Below are 12,844 nucleotides of genomic sequence, written 5' to 3'. Positions count from 1 at the left end.
CAAAGGCTGCATCGGTGACCGTTTTCAATGCCGGAATTACGGGCCCCGCGGCCTCCGCGAAACGCCCGAATTAACCGCCGGGACAACGGCCGATTAACGCCGTTGCCCACCGACCCATTTCCTCATCCACCGACCACCGCCCCCTTGCGCGCGGCCTCCGGCACGACACGCCGCCTGACGTGCAGATGCCCCGGCGCGGGAAACGGCGGCCTGACGGGCAGCACCGCGTGCAGTTCGTAGCCGGCGTTCCCCGCGACTCGGCACGAAGCGACGTTGGCCACCAGCTCCCGCCCACCGCCCCCGCGCTCCTCCTCGACGACGAAGCTGACGTAGTCCTGCCTGGCCCACCCCTCGTGCCGCACCGCCAACCAGCGTGCGGCGTCGGCGTGGTCACGGACGGGCATCCGCGTCCACCGCCGCAACACAGGATCGCGGTACGCGTCGATCAGCGCCGCCGCGTCCCCGTCCTCCCACGGCCGCAGCACCATGCCGGGCACCCCACCCGTCGCACCCACGCGCAGCGTGACGGTCATGGGGCCTCCGGGCCGAACACGTACAGCACTTGCGGCTCGCCCCACTCCACGAAGGTGTCCGTCTCGCGGGCGCCGAGGGCTTCGAGCAGGCGTGTGGAACGGAGGTTCGCGCGCTGTGTCACCGCGACCACGCCGGGCGCGGAGGATCGGACGCCTTCGCGGGCCCAGGCCACGACGGCGGCGACGGCCTCGCGCGCGTACCCGTGGCCCCAGTGCGCGGGCAGGAGTTGGTAGGACACCTCTGTGCGGCCGTCGCGGGCGTCCGGCTCGGCGACGGCCAGGCCTAGGACCGCGCCGTCGGCGGTGCGTACGACGCTGAACAGGCCGGGCGCGCCCGCGCATTGCTCGCTGCGGGCGCGCACGACGTCCTCCGTGACCGGGCCGCCGAGGTGGCGGCGTACCTCCGGGTCCGTCCACAGGCGGGCCGCGTCGGGGACGTCCTGCTGTTCGACGGGGCGCAGGGTCAGGCGCGATGTCGTGAGGGAGACGGGCCAGTCGACCGCCGTACGGCCAGGGGTCGTCCGGGGTGGCGTGGGCTGTGGTGCTGTCATGGGCTCATCCCAGCACCCAGCACAGTGGCCCGTCACTTCTCCCCCAGCACAGCGCGGCCCGTCGCTTCTCCTGGGCGGTCCCGCCCGATGCGCGCCCGGGGCCGGCGTGTGCGCTACGGCGTCGGCACCGTGTCCTCGAACGCCGTGCCCGCGGCCCGGTACGCCGCGACCCGCTGGGTCGCCTGTGCCGGGGTGAGGACCTGGTCCTTGACGTGCAGGACGTAGTCGACCTGCTGGTGGTAGGAGCGGGGCTGGGTGGCGGGCTGGCCCGCGAGGTCGATCAGCCAGTGGTTGAAGTTGATGGACATGGGGCGCTCGGGCAGATACGCGGCGTCGTGGGTGCCGAAGTGCCGGCCGTCGATGTAGTACGTGATGGCCCGGTCGTCGATGGTGAGGACGAGGTCGTGCCAGCCCGCGAAGCTCTCGCGGCGTTCGGTGTGCTGGTTGACGGCCTGCCAGGGGTCGGGGTCGTAGGTCTCCCAGGACGTCGTGTACAGGATGTTGCCGGGCTCGCCCCAGCCGCCGTTGGGCAAGTACTCGAAGTCGTACTCGGCGTAGTCGTCCGCCATCGGGGCCTTGAGGTCATTGATGGTGAAGAACGTCTGGACGACGCGGTCGCCGTCGGGGCCGGACGCCGGGGCGTCGCTGAACTTCACGCGGGCCGCGTAGGTGCCGTTCCTGAACTTGGTCGACCGGGTGAGGATCTCGGTCTGCTCGGTGCTCGCGGCGGTGCCCGCGGTCTTCGTCTCCAGGTCCATGACGGAGGTGCCGCCGGTCGACGAGAACGTGATGTTCCGCGGCACCCAGGAGGCGCCGGGCACCCCGGGGCCGCCGGAGTTGGAGCGGACGTTCCAGCCGTGCGCGGAGACGCGCGGGTCGTCGTGGGCGGTGTAGGAGAAGTCGTCGAACAGGACCGCGTCGGCCGCGTCGCGCGCGTCGGCCGACCGGGAGTCGCCCCGCGGGGAGTCCGCGGCGGACGCGGCGGCGGGCAGGACGGCGAGGGCGGCGCAGCCGAGGGCGCAGGCCAGGGCGGCAGCGGCACGGCGACGCGGGCGCCGGGCGGGGGCGGGAGGCGGGGGCGATGCGGGCGTCAAGTGCTGGGTCATGACGGGGCGTTCCTCTCCGGAACGGTGGGGGAAACCGGTCGGGTCGGCGTGCCGGTCCGACGACCCTCGAACTGACCAGTTGGGCAACTGGTCAGTTGACCTCTTGCCGGTGAATGAAGGTGGCACGGCACCAGGGACCCGTCAACCCTGGGCGCGCGAGACCGCACATCCCTCAACTCACCTGTTCTGGTATCGAGTTGACAGGTTCCGTACACCGACCCCATGGCTACACTTCACCTGACCAGCGAGGTGACGGAGGACGCCATGGAGACCGACGCACCGGGGACGGTGCTCAAGCGGGAGCGTGTGCGCGACTTCGTCCTGGAACTGATCGAGTCCCGGCAGGCCGGTGACGGCATCCCCTCCGAGCGCACCCTGTGCGCCCGCCTCGGCGTGTCCCGGCCGACGCTGCGGGCCGCGGTCGACGAGCTCGTCGCGGCGGGCCTGCTCGTCCGCGAGCACGGCCGCGGCATGTTCGTCGCGCCGGAGAAGATCACCCAGGAGCTGGTCTCGGGCCGCGCCGCGCTGTCGGTGCCACAGGCGGCGGGCGCCTGGTCGAGCCGCCTCCTTGAGTTCACCACCGTCCCGGCCGGCGCCCGCGTGGGCCGCAGGCTGCGGATGTCACCGGCCGGGCGGATCGTGTACGTGGCGCGGCAGCGGCTCGTCGACGGCACGCCGATGGCCGTGGAGCACCTGCACCTCAAGGCGGATCTGGTGCCGGGTCTGACCGCGCGCGAGCTGGAGTCGGGCGACCTGTACGCGCACCTGCGCGAGCGGCACGGCGTACGGGTCCACGAGGCGACGCAGACGATCGAGCCGACCGTCGTCACCCGCTCCGAGGCGCGCCTCCTTGACGTGCCCGAGCTGTCCCCCGCCCTGCTCTTCGAGCGCCTCACCACGGACGCGGCCGACCAGCCGGTCGAGTACGTCCACTCCCTCTACCGGGGCGACCGCTACCGCATCGTGTCCCGCCTCGCCCTCGACCCCACCACCCCGCCCGACACCGCGTCCGGCGGCCACCACCCCGGCATCCCGCCCGGCGACTTCGCCGAGGGCGACCCCCTGGCCGCGTCGACCCTCGGCGACGTACAGGACACGCCGGACCAGGCGTGACCTCGGCCGCCCCACCCCTTGCCCATGCACCTGTTCGAGTCCCGAACTCCCGTCGTACCACCCCCTGTGCGCTGGCATAATCCTGATCATCCGCGCCGCGGCCCCTCCCGGCCCCACCCGCACTGGAGTCACGTATGACGGCAGCATCCGACCCTCACGTGATCGACACCAGCAAGCCGCACCCGGCGCGGGTCTACGACTGGCTGCTCGGGGGCAAGGACAACTACCTGGTCGATCAGGAGCTGGCGCAGAAGCTGCCGCCGCAGGCGCGCGAGAACGCGCGGCGCAACCGGGCCTTCATGCAGCGCGCGGCGGCCTGGCTGGCGGGCCAGGGCATCGACCAGTTCCTGGACATCGGCACCGGCATCCCCACCGAGCCGAACCTGCACCAGATCGTGCAGGCGATCACGCCCGCCGCCCGGGTCGCGTACGCCGACAACGACCCGATCGTGCTGCGGCACGCCGAGGCCCTGCTGGTCAGCACGCCCGAGGGTGCCACCACCTACATCCAGGCCGATGTCCGCGAGCCGGGCGCGATCCTCGAACACGCCCGCGGTTTCCTGGACTTCGACAAGCCCGTCGCGCTGTCCCTGATCGCGCTGATGCACTTCATCATGGACGACGAGGACCCGTACGGGCTCGCGCGCACCCTGGTCGACGCCCTGCCGTCCGGCAGCTACCTGATGTTCTCGCACGGCACCGCCGACGAGCACCCGCAGCTGGAGCAGTCCGTCTCGACCGCCTACAAGGACGGCCGGGTGCCGCTGCGCATGCGCTCGCGCGCCGAGGTGGAGCGCTTCTTCGACGGCCTGGACCTCGTCGAGCCCGGCCTGGTGACCGCCACCGAGTGGTTCAAGGACGGGCCCGCCCCGCAGCGTGAGCTGAGCGGCTTCTACGTGGGTGTGGCGCGTGTCCCCGGGGCCCCGCGCGGGTGACGTCCGCGGGCATCGCGAGCGGGACGGCCGAGGCCGCCGGGACTCACATCGGGGGTGTCGCCGGGGCCGGGCCGAGGGTCGTGGTGCCGGGGGCCGCACGGTGGCCGAGGCCGGTGCGGTAGGCGTCGAGGGCGGCCTCGACACGGCCGGTGCGGCGCAGCAGGTCGCCGAGGAGACGGCACAGGTCCGCCAAATCGCCCGCCGCGCTGGAGCGTTCCAGGAGGGAGAGCGCGGCGCAGTAGTGCTCCTCGGCGCTGTCGGTGTCGCCGCGCTCCTCGGCGATCAGGCCGAGCAGCCGGTGGGCGCCGCCCGCGTGCACGGCGCCGCGCTCGGCTCCGAGGGCACCGACGTCCTCGCCGGACGTGAGCAGGGGCCGCAGCAGCGCCTCCGCCTCGTCGGCCTTGCCGCGTCGCCGCAGCACGTCCGCGAGTTCGACCTCGACCTGCACGGTGAACAGGGCGGCGCGCTTGGAGGCGAGCATGTCGCGGGCCGTGCGCAGCTCGCTCTCGGCGCCCTGGAGGTCGCCGTCCTGGGCGTGGACGTAGCCGCGCATCCAGTGGCAGTGGGCGAGTTCGGTGCGGATGTGCAGGTGCCGGTAGAGCTCCTGGGCCTTGGCGAGGGACGCGTCGGCCTCCGCGGTGCGGCCTTCGGCGATGAGGGTGCGGGCGACGCCGCGGTGCATATGGGCGACCAGCGCGGGATCGCTGACGCTCGGGGCGAGCGCGAGGGCGAGTTCGGCGGCGTGCGCGGCGCGGGCGTGGGCGCCCATGTCCATGTAGGGCGCGATGGACGCGGTGTAGAGGAGCAGCAGGGCGTCGGGGTCGTGCAGGCCCGAGGCGTTGAGTTCGTCGAGGGTGGTTTCGAGCAGGTAGCAGGAGTAGCGGAGTTCGCCGGTCAGGAGGTGGGCGGTGGCGCGGCCGCGGATGGCGGGGACGCGCACGGGCAGGGGCTGGTCGGCGAGGAGGCGTTCGGCGGCGGCGAAGCAGTCGCGGGCGTCGGTGAGTTCGCCGGACTCCAGGAGGCAGTCGCCGAGGCCTTGGAGGGCGGTGGCCTGCTCCTCGACCAGGGTGTGTGCGACGGCCTCCTCGTGCAGGGCGCGGAAGAGTTCCGCGGCGTCCTCGGGGGCGCCGGTGGCCAGGGCGCGCCGGGCGTCGGTCAGGCGCAGCCGCAGGTCGGTGGCCAGGTGGGCGGGGCGGCCCGTGACCAGCTCTTCGTAGTCGACGCCGAGGCGTGCGGCGAGGTGTCGCAGCGCGGCCTCCGAGGGCCGCACCTTGCCCGACTCCAGCGTGGAGACGTACGCGGCCGTGTAGGCGGGTTCGGCCACCTGCCGCTGTGTGAGGCCTTGTTCGGTACGCAGCCTCAGCACGCGGCGGCCGATCTCGGCAGCCGCGTCGGACCGGGCGGCCTCGGGACTGTTCTCCGCCACCTCTCCCCTTCCCTGGGTCAGGCCCTGAGCTAAGTCGATGACGGCGGTCGTGCATAGATGCCGGAGGGAATTCAGGTGTCTGTCAAGGGTACGGCCACCAGGACCCGCTGTCCGGTGAGCGGGCGTTCCGGCCGCGCGGCCGCCCCTCCCGGCGCCGCGGCCACCGCCGCCCCTGGCTTGAACCCATCTGTCTCATACACATCTTGCGCCTCACCATTGCCTGCACGCCCCCGAAGCCCCTACGTTGAGCGACGCCTTAAACGGCTTTAACTCGCCACTTACACGGCGGACTTCGGAAGGACCCCCACCATGCGCAGACGCAAGTCCGGCATAGCCAGACGTACGCCGCTCAAGATCGCGACAGCCGCCGGGATCGCCCTGGCGGCGACCCTCGCCGCCACCGCGGGCGCGACCGCGGAGCCCGATTCGCCCTCCCCCCGGAGCGGCGCCGACTCCACCCAGCACGTGGAGTACTTCACCGGTCCGGAAGGTCACCCCCGGCACACCGAGGTGCCGGCCTCCGACCCGCTCACCGCCAAGGAGCGCAGGACCGCCGCGGACGACGGCACCGTCGTCCCGATCGTCCAGAACGGCCCGGTCGGCTCCAAGGCCGACGTCGTCTTCATCGGCGACGGCTACACCGCCTCCCAGCAGGAGGACTTCCACGCCGACGTGCGCACGAAGTGGGCGGAGGTGTCGGCCGTCGAGCCGTACGCCTCGTACAAGAACCTCTTCAACGTGTGGGCGGTGGACGCGCACTCGCGCCAGTCGGGGGTCTCGGGCGACCCGACGAGCGACGTCCGCAAGGACACCGCGCTCGGCTCGGGTTTCTACTGCGACGGCATCGAGCGGCTGCTGTGTGTCGACACCAACAAGGTGGAGGCGTACGCGAGCAAGGCCGCCGATCCCGACCTGGTGATCGTGCTGTCCAACTCCACCAAGTACGGCGGCGCGGGCTACAACGACATCACCTCGCCGTCCGGCTACGACGGCATCGCCACCGCCTCCTCGGACAACGAACAGTCCTCACAGGTCGTCGTGCACGAGACGGGGCACTCCCTGGGCAAGCTGGCGGACGAGTACGTGTACGAGGAGTACGGCACGTACACGGGCGCCGAGCCGTGGGAGTCGAACATCAGCAAGCTGACCGCCGCCCAGCTGACCGCGCAGAAGAAGAAGTGGTACCGCTGGATCGGCCAGTCCTCGCCCGACGGCGGCACCGTCGGCGCGTACGAGGGCGGCGGCTACTACCCGCGCGGCCTCTACCGGCCGACGGACAACTCGATCATGCGCACCCTCGGCCGGGAGTTCAACTCGCCCGGGCGCGAAGCCATGATCGCGGGCTTCCACCGGCACGGCTCGGCCGTCTCCGCCGTCACCCCGACGGACAAGGAGGTGCGGCGCGCCCAGCGCGTCAAGGTCCTCGCCGCCGAGGGCGTCCGGCTGCGCTGGTCCGTGGACGGACGCTCCGTCAAGAAGGGCGTCGACGCGCGCTCCATCACTCCGAAGGCCCTGGGCGTCCCCGCCGACGGCCGCGCCCACAAGGTCACCGTGCGCGCCACGGACCCGACCCGCGCGGTCCGCGCCCCGGAGCTGCGGAAGCTGCTCAAGGGATCGCTGACGTGGCGGGTGGCGCGCTGAGGCACCGTGCGACGAGGTGACACCGCGTGACCGACGAGGGTGCCCGCCGGGTCGCCGCCTCCTGAGGGAGCGGTGAACCCGGCGGGCACCCTTGCGCGTGCCGTCAGACGACCGCGCCCGTCCCACGGTGCCGCTTGGCCTCCAGCGGGCTGCCGTCCTTCGGCCGGTCCCGCTCCCCCGTGGGCCGCCGACGCGGCGGTGCGGGCTTGCGGCGCTCCAGGGACACGGCGACCGGAACCGCCACGGACACCGTCGACGCCACGCCGACGACGACGCCGGCGATCAGGGCCACCGAGAAGTCGGCGAGCGAGTCGCCGCCGAGGACCGCGAGGGCGGCCAGGACGAACAGGGCGCCCATGCCGGTGTTCACCGTGCGCGGGAGCGTTCGGACCACGGCAGTGTTGGCCGTTCTGGCCAGGTCGGCGCGGGGGTCGCGGCGCCGGGCCTCGCGGATGCGGTCGAAGACGACCACCGTGTCGTTGACGGAGTAGCCGATGACGGTGAGCACGGCGGCGAGGAAGACACTGTCGACGGTCTTGCCGAGCCACGCGAAGAGGCCCACCACCAGCAGCACGTCGTGGACCATCGCGGCGACGGCCGCCGACGCGAACGTCCAGCGGAACCGGACGGTGAGATAGATCAGTTGGGCGGCCACGGCGATGCCGAGGGCGATGAGCGCCTTCTGACGCAGTTCGTCGCCGAGGCTCGGGCCGATCCGCTCGTCGCGTTCGACGGTGGCCCGGCCGCCGCCCTTCTCGGCCAGGGCCTCCTTGATCTTCTCCTGTTCGACGTCGGTGAGTTCACCGGTCCGTACGGTGATGTCGTCCGAGCCGGACTCCTGCACCACCGCGCGCGGGAAACCGGCGTCGGCGACGGCCTTGCGTGCGGTGTCGGCGTCGACCTGCTTGCTGGTGCTGTACTCGACGAGGCGCCCGCCGGTGAACTCGACGCCCAGGTCGAGGCCGCGCAGTGCGATGCCCGCGACGGCCACGGCGACGAGCAGGGTGCTGGCGCCGAGCCAGCGGCGTCGACGGCGCACGATCTGCGGCTCGCGACGCGCCAGCAGGGTGCGCAGCCGCCCCGTGGTGGCGAGCCCGGTGAGGCGCGGGCGACGGCGCACGAAGCCGCGGCGGACGGCGGTCTCGGCGAGCACCCGCGTGACGACGAACGCCGACACCATCGACACCAGGACGCCGATGGACAGCGTCACCCCGAAGCCCTTCACGGGTCCGGTGGCGAAGGAGAACAGCAGGCCCGCGGCCAGCAGCGTCGTGACGTTGGAGTCGATGACGGCGCTCCAGGCCTTGGTGAAGCCGGTGTGCAGGGCCTTGGGGAGGCTTCTGGACCCCGCGCCCCGGTCCCGGGCGTCCGGGTTGGTGGCACGGGCGCCGAGGTACTCCTCCCGGGCCCGTTCGAAGACCAGCACGTTGGCGTCGACCGCCATGCCGATGGCCAGCACGAACCCGGCGAGTCCCGGCAGCGTCAGCGTGGCGCCGAGCGCGAGCAGGGCCGCGTACGACATCAGTCCGTACAGGGCCAGCGCCACGGTGGCGAGCGCGCCGAGGAGCCGGTAGACGAAGGTGATGAACAGGGCGGTCAGGGCCAGGCCGATGAGGGCGGCCTGGGTGCTCGCGGCGATGGCATCGGCGCCGAGCGTCGGGCCGACGGTGCGCTGTTCGACGACGTCGACGGGCACCGGAAGGGCGCCGCCCTTGACGAGCGCGGCCAGGTCCTTGGCCTCGCCCTCGTCGAACCCGCCGGTGATCTGGGTGCTGCCGCCGGTGATGCCGGTCCCGCACCGGACGTCCGCGTTCACGCCGGGCGCCGAGATGACCTTGCCGTCGAGCACGATGGCGACGCGCCGTTCGGGAGCGCCCTGCGGCGCGCACGCGGCCTCGCCGGTGACGCGCGCCCAGTCGCCGCCCGCCTTGCCCCGGAAGTCGAGCGTGACGTACCAGCCGTTCATGGACTGCTGGTCGAGGGCCGCCTCGGCGTTCTTGACTCCCTCGCCGGTGAGCGCGGTCGGGCCCAGCACGACGTGGCCGCCGGGCCGGTCGGGGTCGGGCAGGGTGCGGGAGCCGTCGGCGGCGGGCCGGGCCTGGCCCTTCCGGTCGGTCTCTGCGGTCACCGGGTGCACGGTCAGCTGCGCGGTGCGACCGATCACTTCGGAGGCCTCGCGGGGGTCGCGCACCCCCGGCAGTTCGACGACGATCCGCCGGTCCCCGGCCTGCGCGAGGCTCGGCTCGGACACGCCGAGGGCGTCGACGCGCTGCCGCAGGACCTCCAGTGCCCTGCGGGTGGCGTCGGCGTCGGCTTCCACGGTGGGTGAGTCCTTGGTCTGCAGGACGATCTGCGTACCGCCTCTGAGGTCGAGGCCGAGGCGGGGTGACTGGGTGAGGGCGAGGTACAGCGAGGCGGCGACGGCGACGAGCGCGACGATCGCCCGCCACAAGGGTGCGCGGGGCATGGGAGTTCTCCACATCCACGGGGACCCATGGGGCCCGGGGCCGTGGGGCGGTGAAGCCGGTCGGTCCGGGCGCTGCAGGGGTCCGTGAGGTCCATGAGTTCGTGGGGTTCACGGGTGCGTGAGGTCCACGAAGAAGGCATGACGAAGGGGGACGGCCCCCGGGGACCGGTCCGGGCGCGGGGCAGGCTCGCGCCCCGGCGGGTCCGGCCTTGCGGGCGGCGTCCGGTGAGGTGTCGTCAGCTCTGTCGGGACGGGGGTCCGCGCGGCTCGGGCGCGGCGTCCGCGAACCGCGTGGACGGTGTGGAGGTACTCGGGCGTGCGTCCGGTCCGCCGAGGGCACGCAGCGGCGCGCGGTCGGCACCGGGGCCGGTGGCGCCGGGGTACGGCGGGTGCGGGACGTGGGCCTGGTGGAGGTGCGCGACGGTCGCGTGGACGGCGCGCGGGGTGTCCTGGCCGGACGAGGCGTACGGGCCGTGGGACCTGGGGCGTTGCTGGCCCGGGGAGTTGGAGGTGTGCGGACCGCTCGGCTGGGCCGCGGCGGTCCAGGCCTGGACGGCGGCACCCGTGGCCGCGCTCGCGGCGCGGGACGGTACGGCGAACGCCAGGACGGCGACGACGGCCGAGAGCAGCGACGCGGCCAGCAGAGCCGACCGGGTGCGATACGGCACGCGGGGCCTCCTGGTCGAGTCGGTGCCGGGGCGGCGTGGGTCGGCGAGCGGGCAGTTGGTTCGTACGCGAGCGGTTGGTACGTGGAGTCGGTGCGAGGTCGGTGTGCGTCGGTGCGAGGTCGGTGTGCGGTGGGCGCGCGGGGCGCCAATCGCTTCAACGCGCGGGGCACTTGATTAGGTTCCCGGCGACGCGCTCCGGCGTGTCGCGGACGAGCGTGCCCCGTGCCCGGCTCGGCCACGCGGTGCGCCCACCCCAGGACTTCGCCCTGGAACTTCCCCGTGAACCTTCCCCCGGGGCCTTCGCCCTGGGAAGAACGCGCTACGCCATCGGCAGAACGCGAACCACCGCGGGAACACCCCTCCTAACCTGAAGCCGTGAGCAGCCACGCGACGAACCCGACGAATCCCACGAGCCCTGCGCACCAGGCGGGCCGGGCCGCCGCCCGCGTCATCCCCCTGCGGCCCGCGCGCCCCGCGCGCCCATCCCAGGGCCCCGAGGCCGCAGCGCCGCAAGCCACCCCGGCCACCGCGCCCGGCCCCGGCGCCACCCCCGGCCCCGCCCCCAAAGAGCCCCTCTGGCGCCACCTCGTCGGGAATGTCCTGCGCCGCGAACGCCGCGCCCAGGAGCGCACGCTGAAGGATGTCGCGGACGCGGCGCGGATCTCGGTGCCGTACCTCTCCGAAGTGGAGCGCGGCCGCAAGGAGGCCTCCTCCGAAGTGCTCGCCGCGGCGGCCGCCGCCCTGGGCCTCGACCTCGCCGCCCTCCTCGCGCTGGCCCACGGCGAACTGCTCGCCGCCGCGCGCCGCCCGCGCGCCCGGGGCCAGCGGGTCGCGACGCCCACCGCGACGGCCCGGCAGCGCCCGGCCACAGCACCCCAGCAGCGCGCGGTGTCCATCGTCACCACCCCCCTCGCGGCACCGCAAGGCACCACGAACCACGGCTCGCACCGGGCCCGGCTCCGGCTCGCCGCCTAGGCCCCGGGTGCCAGGAAAACCGGCCGGAACGACCGGTCCGGAGTCACCCCCGCCCGGCGTGGAGCTCCTGGACGTACACCGTGTCCGCCTCGTCGAGGCGCCCGCGCCCGAGCCGCCGCCGTGGGAACGGCTGGCCATGGACCGCGTCTGGGACGAGGCGGTCCGGGCCAACCCGAGCCTCTTCGACGGACCGGTGGCGGCGTGCACGGGGCTGGCCCGGGAAGGCCCGCACGGCGTGGTCCTCACCTGGTCCAGGACGACGTACCGGCGCTACGCGCTGCGGTGGGTCCCTGGGGCCACCGCGCGCCTGCCCGGGCTCTTCGTCGACGTCGTGCAGCCGACCGGCGACGGCCGCCTGCTCGTGGGCCGGATGGGGCCCTCGACGTCCACGCCCGGCCGCTGGCTGCTGCCGGGCGGCTGCGTGGAGCCGCCCGCCGACGGCCAGGTCCTCGACCTGGCGGCGCTGCGCGGGCACGCCGCCCGGGAGCTGGCCGAGGAGACCGGCGTCGAGTCGGCGCCCGGGGAGCTGCGGCTTTGGCTCGTGACGCGCGGGGTGCACGGCGGCGTCGGCGTGCTGTTCCTCGCTCCGCCCCGCCCGGCCGCGCTGCTGCGCGAGCGCTTCGCGGCCGTGGTGTCCGCCGAGACGGCCCGGGGCCGCGAGCCGGAGCTGGACCGGATCGCGTTCGTCGGCTCCCGGGCCGAGGTGGCGGAGCTGGCCGGTCCGCACGCCGGCCCCGCTCGCCGTGCCGACTATCTGGAGCCGGTCGTGACCCGGTACGCGGCGGGCGCGCCGCTCAGACCGCCACCGCCCGGCGGCGGCTGACGACCTCGTCGGCGAGTCCGTAGGCGACCGCCTCGTGCGCGGTGAAGACCTTGTCCCGGTCGGTGTCCGCGCGCAGCGTCGCCACGTCGTGCCGGGTGTGCCGGGCGAGGACCTCCTCCACCTGGGCGCGGATCCGGACCATTTCCTTGGCGTGCAGGCTCAGGTCCGACACGGTGCCCTGCTGGCCGCCGCTTGCGGGCTGACCTAGCAGTACCCGGGCGTGCTCCAGGACGAACCGCCGCCCGGGGTCGCCGCCCGCGAGCAGCACGGCCGCGGTGGAGGCGGCCTGGCCGACGCAGAACGTCGAGATGGGCGCGCCGACGAACGTCATGGTGTCGTAGATCGCCATGAGTGAGGTGACGGAGCCGCCGGGCGAGTTGATGTAGAGCGCGATCTCGTGCTCCGGTGCGGCCGACTCCAGGTGGAGGAGCTGGGCGATGACGACGTTCGCGACGCCGTCGTCGATCTCGGTGCCGAGGAAGATGATGCGCTCGGAGAGCAGTCGGCTGTAGACGTCGTACGCGCGCTCGCCCTGCGGGGTGCGTTCGACGACGGTCGGGATCGTGTACTGGCTCATGGTCATCGGGTGCGGGCCCGCCTGCCGCG

Annotated in this window: 11 protein-coding genes and 1 pseudogene; 5 read left to right on the top strand and 7 right to left on the bottom strand. The window is 73.6% G+C overall.

Annotated features, from left to right (window positions below; all coding sequences use genetic code 11):
• Positions 1 to 122 precede the first annotated feature (122 nt).
• The 3 genes and pseudogenes from ACZ6AA_RS27840 to ACZ6AA_RS27830 all read right to left on the bottom strand — a co-directional run.
• Positions 123 to 533, bottom strand: a complete 411-nt coding sequence (locus ACZ6AA_RS27840; RefSeq protein WP_471460655.1) for a GNAT family N-acetyltransferase — start codon at positions 531 to 533, stop codon at positions 123 to 125.
• Positions 530 to 1,084 carry a GNAT family N-acetyltransferase gene (locus ACZ6AA_RS27835; RefSeq protein ID WP_471460654.1) on the bottom strand — a complete coding sequence of 185 codons (555 nt, stop codon included), beginning with the start codon at positions 1,082 to 1,084 and terminating at the stop codon, positions 530 to 532. Before ACZ6AA_RS27835 ends, ACZ6AA_RS27840 begins: the two co-directional genes overlap by 4 nt.
• Before the next feature lie 113 nt (positions 1,085 to 1,197).
• Positions 1,198 to 1,998: pseudogene (locus tag ACZ6AA_RS27830) on the bottom strand (glycoside hydrolase family 16 protein); the annotation flags it as partial.
• A 456-nt stretch (positions 1,999 to 2,454) separates the two neighbouring features.
• Between ACZ6AA_RS27830 and ACZ6AA_RS27825 the strand changes: the two are divergent.
• Positions 2,455 to 3,303 (top strand): GntR family transcriptional regulator, encoded by an 849-nt coding sequence (locus ACZ6AA_RS27825; RefSeq protein WP_468456979.1) that lies wholly within the window; start codon positions 2,455 to 2,457, stop codon positions 3,301 to 3,303.
• 134 nt (positions 3,304 to 3,437) lie between these two features.
• Complete coding sequence (locus ACZ6AA_RS27820; protein WP_471460653.1) at positions 3,438 to 4,238, top strand: SAM-dependent methyltransferase; 801 nt, start codon at positions 3,438 to 3,440, stop codon at positions 4,236 to 4,238.
• Positions 4,239 to 4,281: 43 nt separating this feature from the next.
• On the opposite strand, the gene ACZ6AA_RS27815 is transcribed toward ACZ6AA_RS27820, so the two are convergent.
• Positions 4,282 to 5,664, bottom strand: coding sequence for a helix-turn-helix domain-containing protein (locus ACZ6AA_RS27815; RefSeq protein WP_468456616.1), 1,383 nt, complete (start codon positions 5,662 to 5,664; stop codon positions 4,282 to 4,284).
• 309 nt (positions 5,665 to 5,973) lie between these two features.
• Here ACZ6AA_RS27815 and ACZ6AA_RS27810 point away from each other — a divergent pair, with 309 nt between their 5' ends.
• Positions 5,974 to 7,305: a M64 family metallopeptidase gene (locus tag ACZ6AA_RS27810; RefSeq protein ID WP_468456614.1), complete on the top strand. Its 1,332-nt coding sequence runs from the start codon at positions 5,974 to 5,976 to the stop codon at positions 7,303 to 7,305.
• Positions 7,306 to 7,408: 103 nt separating this feature from the next.
• Here ACZ6AA_RS27810 and secD read toward each other — a convergent pair whose 3' ends face one another.
• Entirely contained in the window at positions 7,409 to 9,772 is a 2,364-nt protein-coding gene (secD, locus tag ACZ6AA_RS27805) for a protein translocase subunit SecD (protein WP_471460652.1), read from the bottom strand.
• A gap of 236 nt (positions 9,773 to 10,008) precedes the next feature.
• On the bottom strand, positions 10,009 to 10,440 hold the full coding sequence (locus ACZ6AA_RS27800) for a hypothetical protein (RefSeq protein WP_471460651.1): 432 nt from the start codon (positions 10,438 to 10,440) through the stop codon (positions 10,009 to 10,011).
• A gap of 450 nt (positions 10,441 to 10,890) precedes the next feature.
• Between ACZ6AA_RS27800 and ACZ6AA_RS27795 the strand changes: the two genes are divergently transcribed.
• Together ACZ6AA_RS27795 and ACZ6AA_RS27790 are read left to right on the top strand one after the other, a co-directional pair.
• Positions 10,891 to 11,415, top strand: coding sequence for a helix-turn-helix domain-containing protein (locus ACZ6AA_RS27795; RefSeq protein ID WP_471460673.1), 525 nt, complete (start codon positions 10,891 to 10,893; stop codon positions 11,413 to 11,415).
• A gap of 58 nt (positions 11,416 to 11,473) precedes the next feature.
• Positions 11,474 to 12,238, top strand: coding sequence for an NUDIX hydrolase (locus ACZ6AA_RS27790; RefSeq protein ID WP_471460650.1), 765 nt, complete (start codon positions 11,474 to 11,476; stop codon positions 12,236 to 12,238).
• Here ACZ6AA_RS27790 and ACZ6AA_RS27785 read toward each other — a convergent pair.
• A complete protein-coding gene (locus ACZ6AA_RS27785; RefSeq protein WP_468456975.1) occupies positions 12,210 to 12,815 on the bottom strand; it encodes a ClpP family protease in 606 nt (201 codons plus the stop codon). The genes ACZ6AA_RS27790 and ACZ6AA_RS27785 overlap by 29 nt on opposite strands.
• Positions 12,816 to 12,844: the final 29 nt, after the last annotated feature.

The organism is Streptomyces sp. NPDC040610, assembly GCF_055594065.1.
Note: the sequence above shows the minus strand (reverse complement) of the source record. Positions and strands in the feature narration are given on the sequence as shown.

Coding starts and splice junctions, on each gene's coding strand:
- ACZ6AA_RS27820 (WP_471460653.1), top strand. CDS start 3,438: ATGACGGCAGCATCCGACCCTCACGTGATCGACACCAGCAAGCCGCAC.
- secD (WP_471460652.1), bottom strand. CDS start 9,772: ATGCCCCGCGCACCCTTGTGGCGGGCGATCGTCGCGCTCGTCGCCGTC.
- ACZ6AA_RS27785 (WP_468456975.1), bottom strand. CDS start 12,815: ATGAGCCAGTACACGATCCCGACCGTCGTCGAACGCACCCCGCAGGGC.
- ACZ6AA_RS27825 (WP_468456979.1), top strand. CDS start 2,455: ATGGAGACCGACGCACCGGGGACGGTGCTCAAGCGGGAGCGTGTGCGC.
- ACZ6AA_RS27840 (WP_471460655.1), bottom strand. CDS start 533: ATGACCGTCACGCTGCGCGTGGGTGCGACGGGTGGGGTGCCCGGCATG.
- ACZ6AA_RS27810 (WP_468456614.1), top strand. CDS start 5,974: ATGCGCAGACGCAAGTCCGGCATAGCCAGACGTACGCCGCTCAAGATC.
- ACZ6AA_RS27835 (WP_471460654.1), bottom strand. CDS start 1,084: ATGACAGCACCACAGCCCACGCCACCCCGGACGACCCCTGGCCGTACG.